Genomic DNA, 26,289 nt, shown 5'->3' with positions numbered 1-26,289 from the left:
GGGGACACCAGTGTCCTCGATTCTCCTCCGGTACCTTCCCTGGACACTTTTCAGCGCTGGTCTCGGGCTGTTCTGCAGCTTTGTCCTGGGACTCTCGCTCGGTATGCTCATGGCCTACCGGCGTGGTGGCGTGATCGATCACCTGCTGACTGCTCTCGGCTCGTTCTTTCAAGCCGTGCCGAACTACCTGGTCGCCATCGTGTTGATCGTCTTCCTCGGGGTGCAGCTCGGGTGGCTGCCGGTGACCAAGATGCGCGGAGCGGTGTCCCCCGGTCTGCAACCGGGACTGACGGTGGCGTTCGTCACTGACGTGCTCTACCACGCGGCGCTGCCGGTCCTTACCTACGTCCTCACGACGATCGGCTCGTGGATGTTGCTGATGAAGTCGTCGACGCTCTCCACCCTCGAGGAAGACTACGTCACGGTCGCTCGGGCACGCGGACTCTCCGATGGGCGCATCATGCGCGCCTACGTCGGCCGCAATGCTGTCCTCCCACTGTTCGCGCAAGTAGCGATCGCTGCAGGATTCGTGGTCGGTGGCTCAGTCGTCATCGAGCGGATTTTCGTCTACGAAGGGATCGGTTTCGTGCTCCTCGACGCCATCAATCGCCGTGATTACCCCTTGATGCAGGCGATCTTTCTCGTGATCACGGTCTCCGTCATCGGTGCCAATCTCCTGGCTGATCTGCTGTACAGTCGGCTCGATCCACGGATCCGGCGGCAGACTGCGGAGGGCGACCGATGAGCGTCCACAACACGCTGCCGCGTCGTCAGCGATCGGTGCTGGAACTCCTTGTTGCCTGGCTCGCTGATCTCTTCCGGCACGACGAGGCTGGTTTCCTCGGTCTCGTGAGTGTGGTGTTCTTCGTCGGCCTCGCGGTGCTCGGACCCCTGGTCGTCCCCGAGCCGGGGAAACCGGACGTCACGAAGATCTACCAACCGCCGAGTCTCGAACACCCGCTCGGAACGGACTACGAGGGGCGTGATGTCCTGACCCAGGTCCTCCGCGGTGGTCGCTCGATCATCCTGGTCGCCGTCTTGGCAGCCCTGTTGTCGACCGCGATCGCCATCACGTTCGGTTCTCTGGCAGCCTACCTCGGTGGGGTCGTCGACTCGGTTACCGGGCTCGTGACCGATGTGGTCTTGACAGTCCCGCAGTTTCCCTTGCTCGTCGTCCTCTCCGCCTTCGTCAAGCTCGATCGCCCCTGGTTGCTCGCGCTCCTGATCGGTCTCCTCTCCTGGCCGACACTCCTCCGAGCAGTGCGTGCGCAGGTGCTCTCCCTCAAGGAACGGGAGTACGTCGAAGCGGCACGAGCGCTCGGCTTGAGTACCTTCCATATTTTGTTCCGCGAGATTCTGCCCAATATGGCCCCCTATATCGTCATGAGCTTCACCATCGGGGTCACCGCGGCGATGTATGCCCAGGTCGGTCTCTACTTCCTGGGGCTGGCACCGCTCGCTGGTGAAAACTGGGGAATCATGCTCAACCTCGCCTGATCCGTGGAGCGATCTTCTTCAAGAATTCCGTTCTGTACATCCTCGCACCGATCCTGGCTATCGCGCTCTTGCAACTCTCGCTCGTCACTGCTGCGCGTTCGCTCGAAGGGTTGTTCAACCCACGCCTGCGGGAGTCCTGAGGTGATCGAGAGGCGGCAATCGCTGAACGAACCGGTACTCTCGGTGCGTGACCTCGTGATCCAGTACGAGGGAGCGGGTGGGGTCGTCCAAGCGGTGCGCGGTGTGCGCTTCGACCTCGCGCCCGACGAGAGTCTCGCGGTGATCGGCGAGAGTGGCTGTGGGAAGACGACGCTCGGCCTCGCGCTCATGGGGTTGCTCCCGAAGAGTGCCCGGATCGCCGCTGGGCAGATCCTCTATCGCACGCGCGACGGTCGGGTCTCTGACGTCGTCCGCCTCTCTGGCAGGGAGCTCCGCGATTTTCGCTGGAAAGAATGCGCGATGGTGTTCCAAGGAGCCCTGAACGCCTTCAATCCCGTCCTCAAGATTTGGGACCAGGTGTTGGACACCGCGAGAGCACACGGCCTCCGCGACCGCACACGCGTCCGCGAGCAGTGCGAGCGGCTGCTCCGGCTCGTCCAGCTCGATCCCGATCGGGTCTTGCAGTCCTATCCGCACGAACTGAGCGGGGGCATGCGCCAGCGCGTCATGATCGCCTTGAGTCTGCTGCTGGAGCCACGCCTCGTCATTTACGACGAGCCGACGACTGCTCTCGACATCCTCACCCAGCGCGCGATCATCGAGGTCCTTCGCTCGCTCCGGCAGGAACTCGGCTTCGCGATGGTGTTCATCTCGCACGATCTCCCGCTCGCTGCCGAACTGGCTGATCGCGTCGCGACGATGTACGCGGGCCGCATCGTCGAGCTGGCTCCGGTCCGCGACCTGTTCTATCGACCACGGCATCCGTATACGCGGGGACTCCTCCTCGCGGTGCCGCCGGTGAGCGGCCCACTCACGACGGTTGCTTCTCTCCCCGGTTCACCACCGAGCCTCGCGGAGCTCCCCCCTGGCTGTAGCTTCGCACCGCGCTGCGAGCTGGCGACGGACCGCTGCCGAAGCGAAGATCCGCCTCTCTGCACGGTGGGTGCGGACCACTGGAGCGCATGTCACTACTGGTCAGCGGTGTCTCTCGATCGACGGACGGAGCGACTGGGAGGAGCCAGTCATGCCTGAGCCGCTCCTGGAGCTGCACGGCGTTTCCGTCCACTTCCGGCGCGGCCGGACGCTCCTCCGTGCGGTCGAGGAGGTCTCGTTCCATCTGGAACCAGGTGATGTGCTGTGTCTGGTCGGTGAGAGCGGTTCTGGAAAGACGACGCTCGGCAAGGTCGCTGCTGGTCTCCTCCGGCCGACATCCGGGAGCGTCCGGTATCGCGGACAGGATGTCTGGCGCCTCCCGGCGAACGCATTCCGCAGTTTCCGCCGCGCCGTGCAGATCGTCCACCAGGACCCGTACGCTTCCCTGAACCCGATCCGCACGGTCGCGGATACATTGGTTGCGCCGCTGCTCCATCATGGCATCGCTCGGAACCGGGCCGATGCCGTCGAGCGGGCTGCGCGCTTGCTCGAGCTCGTCGATCTCGTTCCCCCCGAACAGTTCCTCCCCAAGTACCCGCATCAGCTGAGCGGCGGACAGCGTCAGCGCGTCTCGATCGCCCGTGCACTGACCGTCGGGCCCGAGCTGATCGTCGCCGACGAAGCCACCTCGATGGTCGATGTCTCGATCCGGGTGAGTCTTCTCCATACGCTGCGCCGTCTCCGGGAGGAGCTGGGAGTTGCGTTCCTCTTCATTACGCACGACCTGGCGATGGCCAAGTACTTCGCCTGGCAGGGCCGGATCGCCGTCCTCTACCTTGGCCGAGTCGTCGAGCTCGGCCCGACGCCGAGCGTGATCGGTCATCCGCTCCACCCCTATACCCAGGCGCTCCTCGCGGCCCTTCCCGAACCGGATCCCGAGCTCACCCGCCAGAAGGCGAAGCTGCTCCTGCGGAGCCTGGATATTCCCAGCTTGGCCAACCTTCCTGCCGGATGCCCGTTTCACCCGCGTTGCCTCCACTTCGTCGCTGGGCTCTGCGACGTGGAGCGGCCCCTACTCGACGCAGTGGACGGACAGCGTGCGGTCGCCTGCCACATCGTCCGACAGGAGCGGACCGGGTCCGACGGGCTGCGGTCGAGCATGGAAGTGCCGACACCGGGCAACGACGAGCGTCTTTCGTTGGAGAGGGGGTGAGAATGGATCGGGAGTGTGCCGATGAGCCCGGAGGCCGGACGGGCAGCGCTCGCCAGCGCGTTGTTCGTCACCCTCCTCGCAGCTGGCCTCGTGTTGCTGCTGCCGAGGGACTCGCCGGAATTCGTCGTCGCGCTCCTGAGCCTTGGGGTCGGTCTCGCGTTCCTCGTTGTCGTTGTCGTCGTGATTCGTCGGTTCACCCGGTGACCGGGTCACCATGAACGTGAAGGAGGAGTCCGATGCGATCGTCCGATGCGTTGCGGTTCTCCCGTCGCCGTCTGCTGGCTCTGGCGAGTGGTGCGCTCGCCGGTGGTCTGCTCGCTGCCTGCCGCGGCGAGCAAGCGACGCCGACAGCTGCCCCCACTCAAGCCCCTGTTTCCGGACAAACCCCGGTTGCTGCTGCCTCGCCGACCGCACCGCAAACCGCTCCGGCACCCGGAGGCGGCAAGGCGTTCCACGGTGCCTGGCCGTACCAGATGCCACCGACCGGACACTTCAACCTGCTCGAGGGTGTGACGCAAGCGATCCTCGGTGCCGGGATCTACCACGACTTCATCTTGGCGCCGAGCGCGATGTACTACTGGGCCGACAAGAAGTGGTTACCGCTGCTCGCCGAAAGCTGGGAGTTCGATCGCACGGCCAACGAGTTCGTCCTCACGCTCAAACCCGGACTCAAGTGGAGTGACGGCTCTCCCTTGACCGCGCAGGACGTCCTGACGACGGTGTGGGCAGTGCGGGCCCTGCGGAACGTGATCTGGCGCTATATCGACCGCGTCCAGGCGGTGGATGACCGCACGGTCCGCTTCCATATGAGCACCCCCTCCACCGTCGTCGAGCGCTACGTGCTCAAGCTCCGCATCGTTTCGACGAAGCAATATGGCGAGTTCGCCAAGAAGGTGCAGGACCTGTTCGCTGCAGGCAAGGACATGGATTCTCCCGAGGGCACCGCGCTCCTCGACGAGATCAAGAACTTCCGGCCCCAGCAGATTTTGGCCAGTGGCCCCTTCCAGTTCGACTACAACAGCATCACCAATGCCCAGCTGACCCTCGTCAAGAATCCGAACGGTGTCGGGGCAGATCGGGTTCTCTTCGATCGCCTGGTGATCTACAACGGCGAGACGCCGGACGTGACCCCGCTCGTCCTCGCCGGCGACGTGGATTACGCGACGCATGGCTTCCCGCCGGCGACCGAGAAGGCGTTCCAGCAACAAGGGATACGGATCATCCGTCCGCCGGTCTACTCCGGACCAGCCCTGCTCTTCAATCTGGACAAGCTGCCGGAGTTCCGCGACAAGCGTGCTCGCCAGGCGCTTGCCTACGCGATCGATCGTGCCCAGAACGGCACGGTCGCGCTCGGTGACTCCGGTAAAGCGGTCAAGTACATGGCCGGCTTCTCCGATATCCTCGTGCCCGACTGGATTGCGCAATCGGAAATCGCGAAGCTCAACACGTATGACCATGACCCGGATCGTGCAGCCCAGCTCCTCACGCAGGCTGGCTGGCGCAAGAGCGGCGATACCTGGCAGACACCGGACGGCAAGAACGCGGAATACGAGCTGCTGTTCCCGGCCGAGTATGCCGACTGGTCAGCGAGTGCCCAGAACGTCGCTGACCAGTTGACCCGTTTCGGCATCAAGGTGGCACCCAGAAGCGTGACGTACTCCCAGCAACCGATCGAGGTCGACAAGGGGAATTTCCAACTCGCGATTCAGGCCTGGGGTTCGACGACCAACCCGCACCCGCACTTCGCCTTCGTCCAGGACCTCTTCACCCACAACATCCCGATCGCCGCGAACCAAGGTGGCCGCGGCATGGGCTTCGAGCTGAAGCAGCAGACCGACGTGCTCGGCGAAGTCGATCTCGAGCGCATGGTCGTCGATGCCGGGCTCGGGCTCGATGTCGAGGCACAACGGCAGAACGTGACCAAGCTCGCCCTGGCGTTCAACGAACTGTTACCCATGATCCCGCTGTTCGAGCGCTATGGCAACAACCCCGTGCGCGAGGGGGTGCGTGTCCAACCGTGGCCGCCCGACAGCGACCCGATCTACCGCAATGCTCCCTACGGGGATAACTTCGCGGTCATGATGATCTGGACCGGTCAGCTCAAGCCGGTGTGAGCCTGTTCCCGGCCCACCCCACTGGGCCCCCACCGGTGGGTCGGTGGGGTGGGCCGGGTCCGCTTCCCGTCCAGCGCATGCGGGAGCGAGCGATGCATCGGGAAAGGAAGACACAGGATGCAGCGACCCGTCGAAGCTGTCCTGGTCGGCGCTGGCAACCGGGGAACCTTAGCCTACGGTACCTTCGCGCTCCGCGCTCCCTGGGATCTGCGCTTCGTCGCGGTTGCCGAGCCGAACGACGAACGCCGCACGCGCTTCGCGCAGCAGCACGGCATCCCACCCGAGCGCCGGTTCCGCTCCTGGCAGGAACTCGCCGAACAACCGCAACTTGCGCCGGCCCTCATCAACGCGACGATGGACCGCGATCACTTCCCGAGTACCATCGCGTTCCTCGAGAAGGGCTACCATGTCCTCCTCGAAAAGCCGATGGCGACGACACCGGAAGAGTGCCTCACCCTCGCCGCGACCGCTGAGCGGACCGGACGCCTGCTCCAGGTGGCGCACGTGCTACGCTATGCACCCTTCTTCCGCACGATCTACGACCTGGTCCACAGCGGGCGTCTGGGTGAGATCGTGTCTGTCGACTGGCGCGAGAACCTGTCCTATTTCCACTTCGCACACAGCTTCATCCGCGGGAATTGGGCCAATACGGAGCGCTCGAGCCCGATGATCCTCACCAAGTGCTGCCACGACCTCGATCTTCTCGTCTGGATCCTCGACCGCTCGTGCCAGCGTGTCGCCTCCTTCGGATCCCTCACCCACTTCACCCCAGCGAAGGCGCCGCCAGGCGCCCCGGAGCGCTGTACCGACGGTTGCCCGATCGCCGACGAGTGCCCGTACTTCGCTCCGCGGATCTATCTGTTCACGGCTGCGGGCAGTGCCTTCCAGCACGCCGTCTCTCCAGATCCCGATCCGGAAGCGATCCTGCGGGCACTCGCGACTGGACCCTATGGCCGCTGTGTCTACCACTGCGACAATACAGCGGTCGATCACCAGGTGGTGTTGATGGAGTTCGCTGGCCAGCTCGCTGTCTCGCTCACGATGCAAGGTGCCTCCCACGTCGAAGGACGGACCGTCCGCATCGACGGCACGCGTGCGACGCTCCTCGCGAACGAATCGCGCCGCGAACTCGTCATAGCCGACCACCTCACGGGTACGATCGAGACGCTGCGTCTGGCGCCCCCGATCGGCGGGCATGGCGGTGGCGATGTCGGCCTCATCCGTGCGTTCGTCCAGGCTGTCCGCGGCGAACGGACCGGTGTGCTGACGAGCGCCCGTCAGGCGGTCGAAAGCCATCTTCTGGCCTTCGCGGCCGAGGACGCCCGGGTCTCCGGTCGTATCCTCGACATGGCTGCGTATCGTGCACAGTGGGAGCGCCAGCATGTCGATACTCGCAGGTGAGATCGCCGAACAGCCGGCTGTCCTCGAGCGCCTCCTCGCCGAGGGATTCCCACGCGTCGAGGAGGTGGCGAAGCGCATCCAGGCTGCTGCACCGCGCTACGTGGTGATCGCTGCGCGCGGCAGTTCCGACAATGCCGCGCGGTATGCCCAGTACCTCTTCGGGGCGGACAACCGGCTGCCGGTCGCCCTGGCGACCCCTTCCCTGTTCACGCTGTACCGGCGGCCCCCGTCGCTCGCCGGAAGCCTCGTTCTCGCGATCAGCCAGAGCGGCCGGTCGCCCGATATCGTCGCGGTCATCGAGGAAGGGCGTCGCCAGGGTGCACTCACCCTTGCCGTCACCAATGATCCCGCCTCGCCGCTCGCCCAGGCTGCCGAGCTCGTCCTTCCGCTCTTGGCCGGGGAGGAACGGGCCATCGCCGCGACCAAGACCTACACGGCACAGCTCTTCGTGCTCGCCCTCCTCAGCACCGCGCTCGCTGGCGACCGCACGCGCCTGAGCCAGCTCGCCGAGGTGCCTGCGGCGCTCCAGAGGACGCTCGAGCGCAACCGGGATCTCGCCCAGCAGCTCGGTCCCTTCCGGGACGCGCGCCTCCTCGCCGTCATCGGCCGCGGCTTCAACTACGCGACGGCGTTCGAGGTCGCGCTGAAACTCCAGGAGACGTGTCTCGTGCTGGCGCAGCCGTATTCCTCGGCCGACTTCCGCCACGGCCCGATCGCACTCGTCGAGCCCGGCTTCCCGATCGTCCTGGTCGCTCCTTCCGGTGCGGTCTTTCCCGACCTCGCAGCGCTCACCGAGGACTTGGCTACCCGTGCGGCAGCGCTGGCGATCGTGAGCGATGCTCCCACGCTCCTCGCCCGGGCTGATCTCCCCTTGCCTTTGCCGCCCGATGTCCCCGAGTGGCTCTCACCGCTCGTCGCTGTCGTACCGGGGCAACTCCTCGCACTCGCGCTGGCTCGCGCCCGTGGACTCGACCCGGATCGGCCACGTGGCCTCGCCAAGGTCACCCGGACGGTCTGAGGGGGTGGCGATGGAGCTGGCATTCGTCGGTGCCGAACTCGTCGATGCCGGCACCCGTCGGACGGGGTGGCGGCTCGCCATCGCTGGCTCGCGGATCCTCGCGGTCGACCACGAGCGCTCTCGTGCCGGTGCGGCTGTCGACCTCAGCGGTTTCCTCGTGGTACCCGGCTTCATCGACCTCCATACGCACGGTGGTGGTGGCGTCGCGCTCCACACGACCGAACCGGACGAGATCTGGGCCTACGCGCGCTGGGTCACGCGCACTGGCACGACGGCGTTCCTCGTGAACGTCGTCGGCGTTCCGGAAGGCCTCCCCGAGCGGCAGCTCGTCGCTGCCGTTCAGGCGGTCACAGCACACGACCAGGGTGCCCTGCCCCTCGGCATCTACCTGGAGGGGCCGTTCCTGAACCCGTCGCGGCGGGGTGCGCACCATCCGTCCTGGCTCCGCCTGCCCGATCGCGCGCTCGCCGAGCGGCTCCTCTCCCTCGCAGGTGGACACCTGCGTGTCGTCACGCTCGCTCCCGAACTCCCCGGCGCACTGGACGTCCTCGACCGCTTGGTCGCTGCCGGCGTGACCGTCGCGCTCGGTCACACCGACGCGACCTACGAGGTCGCACGCCAGGCCTTCGCGCGCGGCGCGCGGCTCCTCACCCACTGCTTCAACGCCATGCCGCCGCTGCTCCACCGCGCGCCTGGCCCGCTCGGTGCGCTCGTCGAGTGCCCGGAGGCCTGTGGTGAACTCGTCGCCGACGGTCACCATGTCCTGCCGCCGGTGATGCGTGTCCTCACCCGTGCGCTCGGCCCCGAGCGGACGGTCGTGGTCACCGATGCACAGCCGGGAGCCGGCTTGCCGACCGGCACGACCTTCGCCTTCGCGGGCCTGGCAGCCCGGGTCGACGGCGACCTGGCGCGCCTCGCCGACGGCACGATCGCCGGCAGCCTGCTCACGATGGATCGCGCGCTCCGGAACCTCGTCGAGCTCGTCGAGGTACCCGTCGAACAGGCGGTGCGCATGCTCAGCGAGGCGCCCGCCCGGGCACTCGGGCTGACCCACCGCAAGGGCAGGCTCGCACCCGGTTACGACGCCGATCTCGTCGTGCTCGATCCCTCCCTGCGTGTGCACGGGACGGTCTGCCGCGGCCGGGTCGCGTACGCCAGTCCGGCGTTCGCCGAACGGCTCGTTGCTGCCGGAGTCCCGCTCGAGCGAGACGTCGGGGAACCAGCCAACGCCCCTGGTTCGACTCCGTGATGGGAGCGAGACGATGCGGTATCCAGTCGAGAAACCGAGCGACCGAGCGAGCGAAGCGGAGGGTCCGGACCCGCGCGTGCGCGATCTCGACCGGCTCTCGAGCCAGGAACTCGTCGACCTCATGCTCGAGGAGGAGGCTCGCGTCGTCCCGGCGCTCCAGCGTGAGCGTGTACGGCTCGCTGCGCTCGTCGATGCGGCGGCCGAGCGGCTGGAGCGCGGAGGCCGACTCGTCTACGTCGGCGCGGGGACGTCCGGCCGGCTCGCCGTGCTCGATGCGCTCGAGTGTCGGCCGACCTTCGGCCTGGAGCCGGGGCGCGTCGTGGCGCTCCTGGCTGGTGGGATGCGCGCCCTGCACGAACCGGTCGAGGAAGCCGAGGACGACGAGGCCGCGGGTGCCCGCGACATCGCGGCCCTCGGTGTCGGCCCCGACGACGCGGTGCTCGGCATCAGCGCCAGTGGGCGTACCCCCTACGTGCTCGGTGCGCTCGCCCAGGCGCGCCAGCACGGCGCCTTCGTCGCGGCGCTCGTGTGCCAGTGTCCGTCGCCGCTCGAGCAGCTGGCCGACCTGGTCGTCGCGCCGCTCGTCGGTCCCGAAGTGCTCGCTGGCTCGACGCGTATGAAGGCTGGAACCGCGCAGAAGATCGCGCTCACGACCGTGAGCACCGCGGTCATGGTCCGGCTGGGCCGGACGTACGGCAACCTCATGGTCGACGTGCGACCGGTCAACCGCAAGCTGTGGTGGCGGGCCGTGCGCATCGTCGCAGAGGTGACTGGGCTCGAACCGGAAGACGCGGCCCGCTACCTGGAGCGAGCTGGGGGTGAGGCCAAGACGGCCATCCTGATGGCGCTCACCGGTGTCGATGCGGTGCAGGCGCGTGCCCGGCTCGCTGCGGCAGGCGGTCGCTTGCGCCCGGCACTCGCGCCGGATCTCCCCGCTGACCCCTCGTCCGAGCCGAGCCGGTCCGGCGAGTGACTGACCCAGAGGAGGTATCGAATGTCGGAGGAACTCCCGCTCCTGCCCCCACCACGCGAGGTCACACCTGGCTCTGCCGAGGATGCCTGGCTTCTCGACTGGGACAGCGAACTCGTCGTCCCGGCTTCGGAAGTCGCCTCGCTCGATTTCGCCGCTCGCCAGCTGCAAGCCACCGTTCGTGCGGTGACCGGCCTACCACTCCCGCTCCGGGCGGCGCTCGACCCGCTCGATGGCTCCAACCGCATCGTCCTGCTGCGGGGTGCACTGGCACCGGGTCTCGAGGTTCCCGGTGACGAGGGGTACGCGATCCAGTGCAGCGCTCGCCGGCTCGTCCTCGCGGCGACGACGCCGGCTGGCCTCTTCTACGGCATCCAGACCCTCCGCCAGCTCGTCCGTGCCTGCGGTCGGCACCTTCCCGCTCTCACCATGCGGGACTGGCCCGTGCTACCCAACCGTGGCGTCATGCTCGATGTCTCGCGCGGCAAAGTCCCGACGCGCGAGACGCTCTTCCAGCTCGTCGACCTGCTCTCCCACCTCAAGTACAACCACGTCCAGCTTTATGTCGAGCACACGTTCGCGTTCCCCCGTCATCCGGAGATCGGAGCGGGGTGCGACCCGTTGACGCCGGACGACATCCGCGCGTTCGATCGCTACTGCCGCGAGCGGCACGTCGAGCTCGTCCCCAACCTCCAATCGTTCGGCCACCAGCGCCGCTTGCTCTCCCTGCCCCGATATGCCCATCTCGACGAAGTCGGTTGGCGCTGGACGCTCACGCCAGCCCGCGAGGAGACGTACCGGCTGTTGGACGAACTCTATGCCGACTACCTGCCGAACTTCACCTCCACCTGGTTCAACGTCGACTGCGACGAAACCTGGGACCTCGGGACTGGCCAGTCGAAGGAACTCGCTCGCCAGCTCGGCAAGGGGCGGCTCTATCTCCGGCACCTCTTGCGCTTGCGTGACCTCGCGGCCCGCTACGGTCGGCGGATCATGGTCTGGGCCGACATCCTGCTCCACTATCCCGACCTCGTCCGCGAGCTGCCCGACGACGTGCTCGTGCTCGACTGGCACTACGAGGCGCAGGAACGGTACCCCTCGACCGAGCTCCTCGGCTCGCTCGGCCGTACCTTCTGGGTCTGTCCGGGGACATCGAGCTGGAACACCCTCTTTCCCCGCATCGAAAACGCGCTCGCCAACATCCGTGGCCTCGTCCGCGACGGGCTCGCCCACGGTGCCTCCGGCATGCTGCTGACCGATTGGGGCGACTACGGTCACTACCAGCCGCTCTCCCTCTCGCTCTTTCCGTACGCGGTAGGCGCTGCGGTCGCCTGGTCGGGGCCCGATGTCCCGCCGGAGTCGCTCGACCGAGCTTTCGCTGTCCAGGTCCTGCGCTCCGCACCGGACGATCCTGCCGTCGAGGCGATCCACCGGCTCGGACGCGCTGTCACCGCACCGACGCTCGGTGCGTTCAACCGCTCGAACAGTGCCCTCGCCCTCTTCGACGAACCGCTGGCTGGGCGGCTCATCGACACGGTCGACCTGGTGGCGCTCGAGGGACTTCGCAGGGCAGCGCTGGAGGCACTCGCGGCCTGGAGTCGCGTGCCGCGACCCGACGTCCGACACGACTACACCTTCGTGGCCCGGCTCGTCCTCTTCGCTGCCGAAAAGCTGCGTGCGAGCCAGCGGATCCGGCAAGACCTCCGCGAATGCGCTGGTCCGCGCGGTGCGGACCGCTCGGAGGTGCTCGCGACGCTCGACCGGGCGATCGCTGAGTTCAGCGACCAGCGGCGGCGCCTGGCGGCACTCGCCGCCGAGTTCGAGGCTGTCTGGCTCCGCCATGCCCGCCGCAGCGAGATCCGGCAGATGCTCGATCGCTTCGCGGCGCTCGACGCCCGGTACGCGGCCGCGCTCGCCTGGCTGGCCGAGCAGCGCCGGCGTGTCGAGTCCGGCCAGCCCCTCGATGCCGAGCTGCGGAGCTACGATGCTGCTGGCTACCGTGCCCTCTGGGAGGAGGGTCTGGCCGAGCTCCAGCGTCTCGCTGAGCTGGTCGGGACCGACGAACTGCCGCCGGACATCCGCGCTGTCCTGGCCCAAGCTGGACGGACACGCGACGACGCGCGTTGAACCGGCGGTGCCTGGTGCCCCGCGTTCCGTGCGGGAGCGGTGGCACCCGGTGCCCCACTTCACGCGGCAGCGCCTTTTTGCCATCATCCGGTCGAGGGAGAAAGCTGCTTGCGGAGCGCGTCGCGCGCTGCGATCGAACGGAAGGGGATCCGACCATGCCGACGACGATCACTCGACTCGAAGTCTTCGACGTCCGCTTCCCCACCTCGCTCACCCTGGCTGGTTCCGACGCCATGCATCCCGACCCCGACTACTCGGCGGCCTATGTGATCCTGTACACCGACACGCCGGGGCTCGAGGGACACGGCCTCACCTTCACCATCGGCCGTGGCAACGAGCTCTGCGTCGCTGCTGTCCACTCGCTCGCGCCCTTCGTCGTCGGCCAGCGGCTCGAGGAGATCGTCGCCGACTTCGGCCGCTACTGGGAGCGGCTGGCCAACGACGGCCAGCTCCGCTGGGTCGGGCCGGAAAAGGGTGTCCTGCATCTGTCCACTGCTGCGATCGTCAATGCCATCTGGGACCTGTGGGCGCGTGCGCTCGGGAAGCCGGTCTGGAAGCTCCTGGCCGACCTCTCGCCCGAGGAGATCGTCCGCCTCGTCCCCTTCCGCCACATCACCGATGCGCTCACCCCGGACGAAGCGCTGGCACTCCTCCGCCGGCAGGCCCCCACGCGCGCCGAGCGCGAGCAGCAGCTCCTGCGCGACGGTTATCCCTGCTACACCACCTCGGCGGGTTGGCTCGGCTACAGCGACGAGCAGGTCGCGGCGCTCGCCCGGCAAGCGATCGAGCAGGGGTTCACCGCCATCAAGATGAAGGTCGGCCAGGATCTCGTGCACGACCGGGCTCGGGCCAGGCTCTTGCGGGACGTCATCGGTCCCGACCGCAAGCTGATGATGGACGCGAACCAGCGCTGGGACGTCCCCCAGGCCATCGCCTGGATGCGGGAACTGGCCGAGTTCGACCCCTGGTGGATCGAGGAGCCGACGCACCCGGACGACGTCCTGGGGCACAAGGCGATCGCCGAGGCCATCGCACCGATCGGTGTGGCGACCGGCGAGCACGTGGCCAACCGGATCGTCTTCAAGCAGCTACTGGCCTCCGGTGCCATCCGGTTCTGCCAGATCGACGCCTGTCGGCTCGGCGGGGTGAACGAAGTCATCGCCGTGCTGCTCCTCGCCGCCAAGTTCGGGGTGCCGGTGTGCCCGCACGCGGGTGGCGTCGGGCTGTGCGAGTACGTGCAGCACCTCTCGATGTTCGACTTCATCGCCGTGAGCGGCAGCATGGAGGACCGGCTGATCGAGCACGTCGACCACCTGCACGAGCACTTCGTCGACCCGGTGCGGGTACGGCAGGCGCGTTACCTGCCGCCGGAGCGGCCCGGCTACTCGATCGAGATGAAGCGCGAGTCGCTGGAACAGTACCGGTACCCTGACGGGCCGGTCTGGCGGGACCTCCTCGCCCAGCACGGCGGGGTGTCACGCTGACGCGCGTGCCGCGTGGGGGGGGCGGTGGCGGCGTGCTGGCAGTGCGTCGTGCGTCCGAGGCGGTGACCGGCTGGAACTGGCCGGTGACGGTGCTGGAGCGGGGTGTGTTTGGGCAGGCTGGTGTGCTCTTGCCCGCTTACAGAGCGGTTTTTCGCGTCGCGACGGCGAAACGAGACTATCGGGGGTGTGCGAGCCAAAAATCGGCGTCGTATCAGAGTGTTGTCCCCACGCACCTGGGGGTGTACCGAACCGGCTGTGCCACGCCTCTGGATACCTGGAGGTCGTCCCCACGCACGTGGGGGTGTACGGGGATCTCGGGCGGTGTACGATCGGTATCGTTTGGAAAGCGGATGGTTGGGGAAACGATGTTGGTGGTTGAGCGGGAAATTTTCGAACAGCCGGTGGTGCTGGAGGCGTTGCTCGCACGCGCGTGACCACTCGTGGAGAAGGTGGCGGCGCGGATTCGCGCGGCGGCGCCGCGGTTTGTCGTGCTTGCTGCGCGGGGAGTTCGGAGAATGCGGCGCGGTACGGACAGTATCTGTTTGGGGCGCACAATCGCTTGCCCGTGGTGCGTACGACACCGTCGCTGTTCACGGTGTATGGGCGACCGCCGGAGCTGACAGGTGGGCTCGTGGTAGGGGTCAGCCAGAGTGGGCAGTCGCCGGACATCGTTGCGGTGCTGGCCGAGGGGCGCCGGCAGGGGGCGCTGACGGTGGCGATCACCAACGATCCGGAAGCGCCGCTTGGCCGGGTGGCTGAGATGGTGCTGCCGCTTGGCGTAGGGGAAGAGCGGGGAATTGCCGCGACCAAGACGTACACGGCGCAGCTCCTGATGCTGGCGATGCTGAGTACGGCGCTGGGGGGTGAGGTAGGGCGCTGGAGGGAGCTGGAGCGGGTTCCGACGGCAGTTGCGGAGGCGCTGGAGGGGAACGAGCGCGTAGGGGTGGTCGCGGAGGTGGTGCGTGCGGCGGGGCAGCTTGTCGTGGTGAGTCGGGGGCAACTATGCGACGGCGTGTGAGGTAGCGCTGAAGGTCAAAGAGCTGTGTCTGGTGGGTGCCGAAGCGTACTCGTCGGCGGCGCTTCGGCATGGGCCGATTGCGCTGATCGGGGAGGAGGTGGCGGTTCTGGTGATCGTGCCGACGGGCGCGGTGAGCGCGGATCTGGAGCGCTTGCTGGAGGAGTTGAGCGAGCGGCGGGCGGTGCTGCTGGTTGTCTCCGATCGTCCGGAGCTGCTCCAGCGGGGAGGGCGGCCCTACCGCTGCCGCGGGGCGTGCCGGAGTGGCTGTCGCCGGTGGTGGCGGTGGTGCCCGGGCAGCTGCTGGCGGTGGCGCTGGCCCGGGCGCGTGGTGTGGATCCCGATCGGCCGCGGGGACTAGAGAAAGTCATCCGGACGTTCTGAGGAGTGCTCGATGCCCCAACCGTCAGTTGACGGGTGAGGCCCCGCGGCGTGACGACTCTGCCGTGGTTTACCGCCCGGCAGGATGCTACTCAGCGCAGGAACGAGACCCTCCACCATGCTCGATCGAGAGCGCGAGCCGTCGCTGGATGGTCTCTCGTTCGCTAGTCCAACATCGGACTGCTCCGGTTCGTTCGCTTCGACCGATCTCCACCGCGGAGAGCGTCTGCTGCATCGTCTCGGAGATCGGGGAACCGTAACAGTATGGAGAGCGTCGAACGGCTCGAATCAGTGCCGACCGCTGTCATCTCCGCACGCTCGACTCCACGACGGACGTGTCGCGGATGGCAACAGCAGCATGCGGTCGAAGGTAGACGCGTCGCCCGTTACGACCGAGAAGAGTCAGCCGTTGCGGCCCACTCACGACCACACGGATCGGCACACCATGGACGTCGATGACAACGCGGACGGTTGGCCCCTCGAAAATGACCTGATCGATGAGGCCTTCCAGGAGTGTGTCAGGGCTCCCGATCGGGTCATCGCTGACGATCTCGATATTCTCCGGTCGAACGAAAACGACAGCAGGGTCGCCGATCTGTAATCCGTGCGGATCGACTGCGTGCAATTCGATGCCATTACTGCGGATGAGCACGCCGCGCTGCCCATCGTCGCGCAGCTCTGTTCGCACGACGAGACCGCGCAGAACGTTGTTATCCCCAACGAAGTTCGCCACGAACTCCGTCCGTGGCTGGAGGTACAGCTCGACCGGCGTGCCGACCTGTTCCACGCGGCCAGCATTCATGACACAGATGCGATCAGAAATCGCGAACGCTTCGGACTGGTCGTGGGTCACATAGATCGCCGTCTTCCGAGTTCGCCGCTGGAGTTCGAGAATGCTGTACTTCAACTGGTCGCGGAGATTGCGATCGAGTGCCGACAACGGCTCATCGAAGAGGAGAACCTGCGGATCGGTTGCCAGTACCCGTGCCAGGGCAACACGCTGCTGTTGTCCACCAGACAGTTGTGCGGGCAGACGTGTCCCGAAGCCTTGCAAATTCACTAACTCGAGCAGTTCCTCGACACGTTGGGCGATTTCCGCCTTGGGGCGTCCTCGAATCTTCAAGCCGAAAGCAATGTTATCCGCCACGGTCATGTGCGGAAAGAGGGCATGAAATTGAAAGACGAAACCGATATTCCGCTTGTGTGGCGGGATATGGTTCACGACACGACCGTCGAATCGAATTTCCCCGTCACTCGGTTCGATAAGCCCGGCTATCATGCGTAACGTCGTCGTCTTCCCGCACCCGGAGGGGCCGAGGAGAGTGACGAATTCTCCTTCGGCGATATCCAGACTGACACGATCGACTGCGATCGTCTGTCCGTAACGCTTCGTGACTTCGACCAACTCGACGCGTGCCATTGTGCCCCTCGGTTCCGTTCCCCGCGATCCCTAGATGAGATAAGTGCCCTTCAGATACCGTGACCCGAAGAAGCGGAAAAACGCGACCACCATGACGAAGGAGACGAGCTGCATCGTGGTTGCCAGCGCGGCTGTCGAAGGTTGAATGCCTGCCGTCCGGGTCAAGTTGAAGACCCGCAGTGCAGCGGTCGTGTTTCCAGGCCCTGCGACGAACAGGGTAACCAGGAATTCGTTGAAGACGATGACGAACGTCAGGAGAATTCCTGCGCTGATACCCGCGCCGAGTAATGGGATCTCCACGCGCAGGAGCGTCTGCAGCCGGTTGGCTCCGAGACACCGTGCTGCTTCTTCGTAGACGGTGGGTAAGTCGCGCAACGCCACCACGATCGGAATCAACATCAGCGGATACGTCCCAACGACATAGGCACCGATGAGGCCGAGCAAGGACTGCGCGATGTGGAACAAGAAATTGTAGACGATGACCAGGCTGATTCCCATCACGACCGCTGGCGTATAGAGGGCGAGATTGAGTACCGAAAGAATGAAACCCTTGCCGGGCACCGGGAATCGGACAATCGCATAGGCGGCTGGAAGCGAAAGCAAGAGGTTCACAACGATGCTGATGAGGGTCGTCTCGAAGGACAGGAGGAGGTTGTCCTTGAAGCTCCCGAATATCGCGGCATATGGCCGCAGTGACCATCCATCAGCGGTGCGCAACGAATAGACGAGTGTCGCCAGGAACGGGAGCACGAAGATCAGCATCCACAACCAAATATATCCGTGCTGGAGCAGCAGAATCAGATCTCGCCGATGGCGCACCACGATGGCCCACCACCGAGGCGCGAATCGGTGCTCGGATCGTCCCTTCCTCCACGGATAGGGAACGCTTGCTCGCCTGTTCATCGCTCATGCTCCCAGTGCACCACGCGAGAGACGCAAGGAGAGCCAGGTGACGCTGAATGCGAGAGCCATCAGCACGACTCCCATCGCTGCAGCTAAGCCGTAGTCGAACTGGATCATCCCTTTCTGATACAACGCGATGGCGAGCACACGCTGCTCGCGCAGCGTGCCGAGTACGAGTGGCTGCACGTACACACCGAGATTCCACCCGAAGCACATAAGTACCCCTGCCAGGATGCCACTCCGACTGAGAGGCAGAAGAATATGCACGAATGTCTGCCACGGCTGTGCACCGAGACAGGTCGCTGCTTCCTCGAGGGTTACATCGACGTTCGATAAGGCCGCCCCGATGTTCATCACCATGAAGGGGAGCGTGAAGATCGCCATAGCGAAGACGACCGATGCTTGGGAATAGAGAAGCTGTGTACCCTCTACACCGATGGCTCGGAGGAAGGGAGCAAGCGGCCCATTCGGCAGAAAGAGATAGTGCATGCCCAGAGATAGGTAGAGCGGACCGAACAACGGGAACATCATCGTCGCCCGCACGAGATCCCGATACCGCACCCGCCGCACGAGAATGTACGCAAAAGGATAGCCAACGACGAGGTCGAGTATCGAGGAGATGCCGGCCAAATAGATCGTCTCCCAGAGATTCGGCATATAACGAGTCACGATGATGCGGTAATTTTCGAGTGTGTACTCTGGGCTGAAAAAGAAGGTCGCTTCTCGTGTCAGGCTCAAGCGAACCAGATAGATGAGGGGGATGACCGACAGGAGCAGCGAGGTGACGAAGGCAGGAAGGAGCAACAGGATGCCGCTCAAGAACGCTCGCCGCTCGTGCAGCCATCCGGTACCCGGCAGGTGGCTTCCCAGAGCGAGAACGGGCTCGACGACGCGCGCCAACGCTCACTCCTCCGTTCTGTCCTGTCGCTGTCGCGCTCACCCGGATTCCCGAGCCAGCTGCTAGAGACCGAGGCGCTGTGAATAATAGTCGAACCATTCCTTGCTATGCTTGGCGTAGTAATCCCAATCCACAGTCTTGTACTTCGACTTCAACTGCTCGAGTGTGGGGAAATAATTGTAATATTCATTCTTGAACCAATCTGGAATATCCTTTTCATAGGAGGGTCCGAGTATTCCTTCCTGCAGTTCTGCCCACGCACCCTTTTCGATGCCCCAATCGTTGGGGAACTGTGCACTGTCACTCAAGCGCCAGTCGCAGAAGATCTGGGCCAGCACGGGATGTGGAGCATTCTTGGGAATCCACAGATACCCATTCACGAGATACTGTCCCGATTCCGCAATCAAGAAGACCGTATCCTGGTACCCGGAAAGGAACTCCAGACGCGCCAGGGAGTTCCAAAACCGACTGCCCATGCCGCTCCACTGCGGAGGAGCTGTTGCATCTCGGCGCTATCGGTAGTATATTTGAGAACATTCGGGCCGATCTTCTCGACAGTATAATCGATGACCTCTTTCATCTGGTCCGGATTCTTGTAGTCTTTACCCAGCGATGCTGCCAGGCCGAGCAGGAACCCCCGCAGGTGATATCACCCGGCAACGGCAGCGTCAATTTCCCTTCAAACGAGAATCGGCGAGATCCTTCCAGTCCTTCAGGAAGTCGACCTTCGCCTTGTTGTACACGATGCCCGGTGTCGCTGATGCCTGGAAAGCAACAGCCGTCGGAAAGCGCCGGAACATGGGGTCGACACGCTCCGCATTCGGCACGAGCGGAGAAGGCAGAAATTCCTCCAAGACCGGCGGCGTCTGCAGTTTCGCCTCTGCCCAATAGTTTTCCTCGATTGCCATCACGTCGTAAGGAGAAGGTTTGTTGGCTTTGAGTGCCGTATAGAGATTCGTGAGATACGTACTGGGAGCCTGCGTCCCTTCATAAATCAGCTTGATGTCGACTCCATACGTATCTTTGACATACTTTTGGAATTGTTCGACGATCTTGTCGTTTGCCGTGTAGGTCCAGTTCGCAACAACCAGGCTGCCCTCCTCTCGAATTGCAGCGATGAGTTCGTCGCGCGTCATCTCTCGGTTCACGATCGGAACGCGCACCCGCTCACCTGTCGCAGGCGGTGAACTCACCACCGTCGGCCCTGTTGCCGGTCGACTGGTTGGGGTTGCCGATTCCCCTCCGGCGCACGCTGGAAGGAGAGCAGACCCGACCAACACGCTGCTCGCGAGCACTGTTCGCAGAAATCGCCGGCGCGTGAGCGAAGGAGTCTGGCGCCACGTCCGTTGCGGATTCGCGCTGTCCTGCATCGCCCCGCTCCTCCGAACGGAAAAATCCCCTGGTCCTCAGTATGCTAGGGCATCACGCATCCCTGTGCAACATCGGGACCACCGCGCGTCGTTGCGCCTCGCGAAGCAACCGGTTTCGAAGCACCTGCCGCGAGTGTACCCCGCGATGCACGCTGCAGCAATCCAGGTATGGCAGTGCCTGCGAGTATAGGGTCGACCCCTCTCTCGCTTCTCGACGATCCAGCTCGCCTCGTTGTTCCCGAAGCTCGCGGACATGCTGTCGAACCAGGGCGCGGTGCAGGAGGCGAGAAGGGCTCACCCTGACAGTGCACGTCAGGGTGTTCTCCGGCTCGGCATCTCGGGGTTTCGAGAACGGGCGACCGAATCTGCTCGCCCGGCGAAGACGTGTGGTAGACCGCCAGGGAGGTGGCGTGCCGTGCGCGAAGCCCAGCGCTTTCGTCCTCTCGATCGGGATGTTCCCTGTGCGCTTGCTGTGCCGGCTAGCTGTAGCGCCTGGAGAGAACCGACTCCAGCGGTGCAGTTACACAGAAGCTCCGCACTCGGCGGCATCCGCAATCGTCGCATGCGATGACAGCAGGCCCTTCGCTGCTCCCTCTGCAAGCTGCCTTCTCGTTCTTTGCTGTACGCGAGTCTCTCCCGGCTTCGTGTCGCAGCTGAGCGAGCTTCCAGCCGATCGACTTTCCGATCCTGCCCGGGTCGAGAATTTCGATGACGATTCCGCACTTCCTTTCGCTAGCCGCGCAACAGCTGGACGGCTCATCGTCCGGCCTGTGCCTCGCCCGTTCCCTCAGCACGGTTCTGCAGCTGTTGCACCGACTCTCTCGGGTGTCTCGGCGGCGCAGGCCAGCCAGGATCGTTCAGGATCGTAGGCCGAGCCAACCGAAGGTGACCCCTGGAAACAGGAGGAGGGTCGGAATCCAGAAGACTGGCGGAAGGTCAGCGAACCGAATGGCGATGCCAGCGTTCCAGTAGGGCTTGAAAACGAGAAACCAGTAGGGGAGAACGATCAGCCCCGCCAGGACGAGGGTGACGAACGCCCACGCTTGGTGCTGGCGAAGGCCGAACCAGGCAAGAGAAACTATAAGGTTTCCGTGTTCAGGGCCGGCTCGAATGCCTGTCGGTACTCTGCGGGCTCGCTGCCTTCGACCCAGAAGTGGTGCGGCATACCCGGCGGGATGCTGATCTCTTCACCGGCGGCCACGACGCGCTCCAGGCCAGCAAGGCGGAAGGGAGTGCGCCGCGACGCACCGCGAACCGATTGGTCTGGAGCGGGTGCACATGCTCGGGTTCTCGTTCCGCACTGGGCGGACTCACGCACCCGAGAACGAGCCGCGAACCGGCGGACGCGCTTGCGGTTTCAACGAACCGCACGCATTGCCCGATGCGGGGGTTTACGATCTCCTGTCCGATCCGTGCCTTGTCGCAGCTCCCTCCTCAGAGTTGTGGCATCGGGTTTCCTCCTGAGGGTCTGGGTTTCAGCGGCGCGCGGGGATATTTCCCACCACCTCCCGCCGAGGCCGAAAAGCTGCGCCGATGAGCGACCGCGTGACCGAAGGGAGCGCGTCCGCCGCAACCCCTTGCTCGGCCTGTTGTTCGTGCTTGCTTGTCTAGCTTACACTCGCAGTGCCCCCACGCTGGCTACTACGCTGGTTGAGGGAGGAGGCCAAGTTGGATCATCTGGTGAAAGCGATCCGGCACCCCCAATGTTCAACGATCTTCCCGTTCTTCAAACGCAGTTCATCAAACACGGTAATCACGAGGATTTGCCCGTCGCCGGACGTCCCATCAACCCTTTGCTGTCCGTGCCACGCCCTGTCATCCGCGCCCAGACTTTATCCCCATCCGCCACCATCTCCTCGATGGTGAGGCTGAAGGGCGCGAAGGTGTCGCGCAGGAAGCGGATCGAATCCTTAAATTCCTCTAACGTGGACGGCAAACCGAATTGGTGTTCGATGTACTGTGGAGGAAAGCAATCGTCTAGCACGGCTAAATCACCCTTGTTGAGACCTTCCTCAATTACACGCCGAAAGACTGCTTTGTTCTCTTCCGCTGACATGTTACTGCTATTATGCTTAACTCGCAACATACGACAGACTAGCTATAACCCAGTGGCCGAACGATACTGCGGTTGAGCCGCTGCGAGCCACAGGCGAGCGGTCGGCTCCAACCGCGAGTTAGGTCGCACCATTACCATGCTTCGGGGCGAATGGGAGCTGGATGACACCCAGTTGGGACAGCAAGGCCGCGGAATCGACTGCCGACCAGTGTTCCGCGAGCTTTCCATTCTCGATCCGGTGAATGGCTATCGCCTTTACGTCGAGGTCATTACCCGATGGTGGGATCCCTGCCAACTCACCCTCATGCTTGCCCACCGCTCTCAGCCGGGTTACGACCTTGTCGCCTTCAGCGACCTGGTCTTCGATAATGTGGCGGCCCGGCGTAGCCTTCCAGAACATTTCGAATGCTTGCTTCAAACCGGCGCGGCCAGTGGCCAAGCCCGGAAACGGAGGCGGATCGTGGTTGATGTAGTCCTCGGCGACTAACTCGTCCATCGCGTCGATGTTCCCCTTGTCGATCCCCTCGTAGAACCGCCGTACCAACGCTTTGTTCTCTTCTAACGATGACACAAGGTCCTCCTTTCTCTGGCCCTAATCGACTGGCATGTCGGCCTAACTCTGGGATAGACGGTGCAGTCTATCCCGTTCCAGCTCGGGTCGGTTCCTCTCGTAAACACCAACCGTATCCACCCCTTGGGTCCTTCTGTCAAGGCCGTGATCGCCTGGATATCCTGCCGGGCCTGGCAGGATATCCAGATATCGGCCCGCAGTCTCTCCCGGGAGCGCTGCCCACGCTCTGCGTTCGCCAGGAAAGGAGTCACAGCCGACCGGTCGGACTCGCCACGCCCTGCCCACCTTTGTCCAAAACATGGGTATAGACTATGGTCGTGCTCACGTCCTTGTCCCCAAGAGCTCCTGGACGGTCCGAATGTCATAGCCGTCCTCCAGCAGGTGAGTCGCAAAGGAGTGCCGGAAGGTGTGGCAGCTGGCAGGCTTTGAGAACCCCGCTCGCCGGAAGGCCTCCTTGACCGCCTTTTGCAACACCGACTCATGAAGGTGGTACGGCCATCTGGTGCCGGAACGGGGGTCCACGGAGAGCCTCGAGGCCGGGAAGACTCAGTACCAGGCCCAGTCCTTCGCTGCGTTCGGGTACTTTCGGCGCAGAGCATCAGGTAAGGGAACACCGGAGGAGCCGTCCGTCAGATCGGCCTCGTCCTGCTGTTTCACCTGCTCCAAATGCTGCCGGAGCGGCTCCTTTACGGCCGCGGGCAGCATGGTCACCCGGTCCAGGTCCCCTTCCCGCTGCGAACCCGGATCTCGCTCTGCGAGAACTCGATCTCCTTCACCCTGAAGCGCAGGCATTCCATAAGGCGAAGCCCGGCCCCTAGAACAGCATGGCCATGAGCCAGTCGAGTCCCTGGAGTCGACCGAGGATGGACTGGACCTCCTGCCGGGTCGACAGCACCGGTAGCCGCTTCGGCCTTTTCGCCCGGCCGACCCCGTGCACGTACGCGATCTCTTGGTGTGAGACCTCCCGGTAGAGGAACAACAGCGCGTTCCGGGCCTGGTTCTGGGTAGAGGCGCTGACATGCCCATCGCTGGCAAGGCTGGAAAGGAACCGAGCGATCTCCCCCTATCTCGGCCGGGGGCGGTTGTTGTGGAAGACGAGAAACCGGCTGATCCACCCAACATAGGTTTGTTCCGTTCTCTGGCTAGAGTGTCGGGCGCGAACGGCCTAGCGCACCTGGTCAAGGAGCTTCGCGTCTTGAAGGACCGCCGGTTCAGACGATGGCCCCCGATGGGCCGGGACCCGCCCAGGACGAAGCCATGGATCGACCGCGACCGGCTCTCCGGCAAAGAAGGCCAACAGGTGGGCAAGAGCCTCATCGGTATGGGGCACCGTCCAAGACTTCTCCTGGGGATGCCACCGGCGGCCGACGACGGTCTTGAGCTTCGCCACCCGCTCAGGGGTATACGGCAAGCGCACGATGAGCCTGCCTGCCTCCCTGGCCAGCAACCAATCAGCGAACTCGTCTTCGGTGTTTTCGAAAGCGTGCACCAGCATCTGCCACACCGTATCCCACGCCATCGTATCGGCCTGCGCGCAACCGTCTGCTCCGCCTGCAGGTCCGGCCGCTGACACACACCTGCGTCCCGTATGCACCGCAAGGTACCCATGCGAGTCGAGGATGGGCGCTCGTCGGTTTGCCGTGCCTCGACCGTGGCTGAGCAGCTCTTCGCGGACGACTCCTGGTTCTGATCCCGGGCGCAGCAGCCTCAGGGTTTCCGCACCAGACAGCGGATGGGCGAACGATCGCGATGCGACCAGGCCGATACCCGCCCCGATCCAGCGTCTCGTCTTGCCGACTGCAGAGAAGCAGGACCGCAGTGCGATACCCGACTCGTCGGTTGCCAGACAAGAAAGACAGAGGTTGCAAAGCGAAATATTCACTGGCTTCTCCTATTCTTTCTCTTTCCATCATATCACGGAAGAGACAGAGAATACAGATACGTTTTCTATGTATGTATAGGAGCGTTGAAGAAAATTCTACAGTCGCTGCTCCTCCACAGCGAAGCTTCAGGCCTCGGGCTTTCTGGCCCTTTCTAGCCGCTTTTGCCACGCGGTTGACACCCGCGTACGCCGCGAAGCGTGAGCAACCGAACGCTCGTCGGCCTTCGAAAAGGGGCGATGATCTGCGTTTCTCGTGCGGAGAGAGGATTGGCAAGGGTTTCGACCCGAGCGGCTGTCCCCCTGCCGTGTGGTCGCCGACCGGGACCTGCACAGAGATCCAGGGAGGACATGCGGCGCTCCCGCCGTTCCAGCGCCATCACCGTGTCCAGAGGGAATCATGGCCCTCGTTACCGATGTTCGAGCCCCACTCCCCGTTCCCAATCGCCTCGCGAAAAACCGCTCGACCAGCTACTGATCGAGTCTGCTCCCCTCGTTTGTCATGCTGCTCCTCCAGGCAGGACCCGTGCGCATCCATCTCTGGGCACTGGCGCAGGACCCCCGTCGCTCCCCAGCTCTCCTGCACCCGGTCTGCGAGCCACGCCGGATCGCGCTGGCCGTCAGGCTGGACACGCAGTCGCTCCTCGCTCTCGTCCCACCGTGCCGACCCACAAACGCGCCCTCCCACGCTCGAGTCGTTCTGGCTCGTTTTGGGACTCGCCGATGCCCTGGGCTCCAGTGGCGATCTGCTCGATGTCACTCTCGTCCTGCCCACGGTCCTGCGCAGCGCGACTCCGCAACCACACCCGGTTCACCGACTGGAGACCGCCCGTGTGATGACCTGCGCCTGGCAGCCAGCACGCACGGCGAACTAGCCCTGTGCTGGCCCACCGGTTTCCATCGCGCTCCAGCGGCGCTCAGGCGTTCGGAGCCTGGCTCCGGCGCGTGTCTTGGTGCTGTGTCAGGTTAGCGGTGTCACCGGCGCACACCCGCTCGCCCCGGACCGGCGTTCCGTCCTCGACGAGTTCGAGCCTGCCGTCGCGTTCGCGCCAGTACCGGGTGAAGCGGACTGGTAAGGAGACGGCCTGCGTCGGATCGGGCCGGTCCATTAGCTGCCAGTGCAGGTGCGGCTCGGTCGAATGTCCCGAGTTGCCGCAGCGCCCGATCACGTCGCCAGCCCGCACGCGCTGGCCCGGTCGGACCGCGAGGCTCCCCCGCTGATGGTGGGCAGCCAGGCTGCACTCGCCCGGCGCGTGCTCGATCACCACGAAGTTCCCGAGCGGGCTCCAGGCGAAGGGGTCGATCACCCCGACCCACGGACAGTCACGGTGCCCGCCGCGCGCTGCCACCACCACACCGTCCGCTGGAGCCACGATCGGTCGGCCCCAGGCGTCGTACTGCTCGGGACGTCGGGCACCCTCCGGTGCGCTCCGGCCGTGGGCGTCGGTGACCACGAGGTCGTCGGCGTAGCGTTGCCCCCAGAGCGACCAGGAGTGCGACGTCTCCGGTGTCGGGCCACCGTTGTACACCGTCCAGCAACCGTCGACCGGCAAGCGGTAGCGGGCGCGCAACTGCCAGGTCGCGATCGTGGGTGGCCGCCAACGATACCGCCAGCGTCCCCGGAGTTCCCCGGCTACCTGTCGCAGGCTGAAGAGCCACACCGGCGGTGGAAGGAGCGTGACCAGCTGGCT

22 protein-coding genes and 2 pseudogenes are annotated in these 26,289 nt (G+C 64.7%); 14 read left to right on the top strand and 10 right to left on the bottom strand.

Annotated features, from left to right (window positions below):
- Nucleotides 1-10: 10 nt before the first annotated feature.
- The 14 genes from OO015_RS11345 (at nt 11) to OO015_RS11280 (ending at nt 15,481) form a co-directional block, all read left to right on the top strand.
- The gene (locus OO015_RS11345) at nt 11-745 is read left to right on the top strand and encodes an ABC transporter permease (protein ID WP_265941378.1); all 735 of its coding nucleotides are present in this window, start codon (nt 11-13) and stop codon (nt 743-745) included.
- Nucleotides 742-1,497, top strand: a complete 756-nt coding sequence (locus OO015_RS11340; RefSeq protein WP_265941377.1) for an ABC transporter permease — start codon at nt 742-744, stop codon at nt 1,495-1,497. Before OO015_RS11345 ends, OO015_RS11340 begins: the two co-directional genes overlap by 4 nt.
- A 141-nt stretch (nt 1,498-1,638) precedes the next feature.
- Nucleotides 1,639-2,688 (top strand): ABC transporter ATP-binding protein, encoded by a 1,050-nt coding sequence (locus OO015_RS11335; protein WP_265941376.1) that lies wholly within the window; start codon nt 1,639-1,641, stop codon nt 2,686-2,688.
- Nucleotides 2,681-3,742, top strand: a complete 1,062-nt coding sequence (locus tag OO015_RS11330; RefSeq protein WP_265941375.1) for an ABC transporter ATP-binding protein — start codon at nt 2,681-2,683, stop codon at nt 3,740-3,742. Before OO015_RS11335 ends, OO015_RS11330 begins: the two co-directional genes overlap by 8 nt.
- 21 nt (nt 3,743-3,763) lie before the next feature.
- Nucleotides 3,764-3,946, top strand: a complete 183-nt coding sequence (locus tag OO015_RS11325) for a hypothetical protein (protein ID WP_265941374.1) — start codon at nt 3,764-3,766, stop codon at nt 3,944-3,946.
- Between the two features lie 32 nt (nt 3,947-3,978).
- Nucleotides 3,979-5,856 (top strand): ABC transporter substrate-binding protein, encoded by a 1,878-nt coding sequence (locus OO015_RS11320; RefSeq protein WP_265941373.1) that lies wholly within the window; start codon nt 3,979-3,981, stop codon nt 5,854-5,856.
- A gap of 117 nt (nt 5,857-5,973) precedes the next feature.
- Nucleotides 5,974-7,257: a Gfo/Idh/MocA family protein gene (locus OO015_RS11315; RefSeq protein WP_265941372.1), complete on the top strand. Its 1,284-nt coding sequence runs from the start codon at nt 5,974-5,976 to the stop codon at nt 7,255-7,257.
- A complete protein-coding gene (locus OO015_RS11310; protein WP_265941371.1) occupies nt 7,238-8,275 on the top strand; it encodes an SIS domain-containing protein in 1,038 nt (345 codons plus the stop codon). Before OO015_RS11315 ends, OO015_RS11310 begins: the two co-directional genes overlap by 20 nt.
- 10 nt (nt 8,276-8,285) lie before the next feature.
- Nucleotides 8,286-9,524, top strand: a complete 1,239-nt coding sequence (gene nagA, locus OO015_RS11305) for an N-acetylglucosamine-6-phosphate deacetylase (RefSeq protein WP_265941370.1) — start codon at nt 8,286-8,288, stop codon at nt 9,522-9,524.
- 13 nt (nt 9,525-9,537) lie between these two features.
- Nucleotides 9,538-10,497, top strand: a complete 960-nt coding sequence (murQ, locus tag OO015_RS11300) for an N-acetylmuramic acid 6-phosphate etherase (protein WP_265941369.1) — start codon at nt 9,538-9,540, stop codon at nt 10,495-10,497.
- Between the two features lie 21 nt (nt 10,498-10,518).
- Nucleotides 10,519-12,621, top strand: a complete 2,103-nt coding sequence (locus OO015_RS11295; RefSeq protein ID WP_265941368.1) for a glycoside hydrolase family 20 zincin-like fold domain-containing protein — start codon at nt 10,519-10,521, stop codon at nt 12,619-12,621.
- Nucleotides 12,622-12,776: 155 nt separating this feature from the next.
- The gene (locus OO015_RS11290) at nt 12,777-14,105 is read left to right on the top strand and encodes an L-fuconate dehydratase (RefSeq protein ID WP_265941367.1); all 1,329 of its coding nucleotides are present in this window, start codon (nt 12,777-12,779) and stop codon (nt 14,103-14,105) included.
- A 430-nt stretch (nt 14,106-14,535) separates the two neighbouring features.
- The gene (locus OO015_RS11285; RefSeq protein WP_265941366.1) at nt 14,536-15,123 is read left to right on the top strand and encodes an SIS domain-containing protein; all 588 of its coding nucleotides are present in this window, start codon (nt 14,536-14,538) and stop codon (nt 15,121-15,123) included.
- Nucleotides 15,124-15,154: 31 nt separating this feature from the next.
- On the top strand, nt 15,155-15,481 hold the full coding sequence (locus tag OO015_RS11280; RefSeq protein WP_265941365.1) for a hypothetical protein: 327 nt from the start codon (nt 15,155-15,157) through the stop codon (nt 15,479-15,481).
- Nucleotides 15,482-15,805: 324 nt separating this feature from the next.
- Here the strand turns inward: OO015_RS11280 and OO015_RS11275 are convergent, their stop codons facing one another.
- The 10 genes and pseudogenes from OO015_RS11275 to OO015_RS11225 all read right to left on the bottom strand — a co-directional run bounded on the left by OO015_RS11275 (nt 15,806) and on the right by OO015_RS11225 (nt 26,259).
- Complete coding sequence (locus OO015_RS11275; RefSeq protein WP_265941364.1) at nt 15,806-16,921, bottom strand: ABC transporter ATP-binding protein; 1,116 nt, start codon at nt 16,919-16,921, stop codon at nt 15,806-15,808.
- Between the two features lie 30 nt (nt 16,922-16,951).
- A complete protein-coding gene (locus OO015_RS11270; RefSeq protein WP_265941363.1) occupies nt 16,952-17,740 on the bottom strand; it encodes an ABC transporter permease in 789 nt (262 codons plus the stop codon).
- A gap of 87 nt (nt 17,741-17,827) precedes the next feature.
- On the bottom strand, nt 17,828-18,724 hold the full coding sequence (locus OO015_RS11265) for an ABC transporter permease (RefSeq protein WP_265941362.1): 897 nt from the start codon (nt 18,722-18,724) through the stop codon (nt 17,828-17,830).
- Nucleotides 18,725-18,784: 60 nt separating this feature from the next.
- Nucleotides 18,785-19,198, bottom strand: coding sequence for a hypothetical protein (locus OO015_RS11260; protein ID WP_265941361.1), 414 nt, complete (start codon nt 19,196-19,198; stop codon nt 18,785-18,787).
- Between the two features lie 192 nt (nt 19,199-19,390).
- Entirely contained in the window at nt 19,391-19,885 is a 495-nt protein-coding gene (locus OO015_RS11255; protein ID WP_265941360.1) for a hypothetical protein, read from the bottom strand.
- 1,960 nt (nt 19,886-21,845) lie between these two features.
- Nucleotides 21,846-22,148, bottom strand: a complete 303-nt coding sequence (locus OO015_RS11250) for an ester cyclase (RefSeq protein WP_265941359.1) — start codon at nt 22,146-22,148, stop codon at nt 21,846-21,848.
- Nucleotides 22,149-22,266: 118 nt separating this feature from the next.
- Entirely contained in the window at nt 22,267-22,719 is a 453-nt protein-coding gene (locus OO015_RS11245) for an ester cyclase (protein WP_265941358.1), read from the bottom strand.
- Between the two features lie 247 nt (nt 22,720-22,966).
- Nucleotides 22,967-23,893, bottom strand: a pseudogene (locus tag OO015_RS14250) (integron integrase).
- A gap of 276 nt (nt 23,894-24,169) precedes the next feature.
- Nucleotides 24,170-24,601, bottom strand: a pseudogene (locus OO015_RS14245) (DUF1028 domain-containing protein); the annotation flags it as partial.
- Between the two features lie 914 nt (nt 24,602-25,515).
- The gene (locus OO015_RS11225) at nt 25,516-26,259 is read right to left on the bottom strand and encodes a M23 family metallopeptidase (protein ID WP_265941355.1); all 744 of its coding nucleotides are present in this window, start codon (nt 26,257-26,259) and stop codon (nt 25,516-25,518) included.
- Nucleotides 26,260-26,289: the final 30 nt, after the last annotated feature.

This window comes from Thermomicrobium sp. 4228-Ro, assembly GCF_026241205.1.
GTDB lineage: Bacteria > Chloroflexota > Chloroflexia > Thermomicrobiales > Thermomicrobiaceae > Thermomicrobium.
The sequence above is the reverse complement of the archived record's forward strand: the minus strand, read 5'-3'. Positions and strand labels throughout refer to the sequence as shown.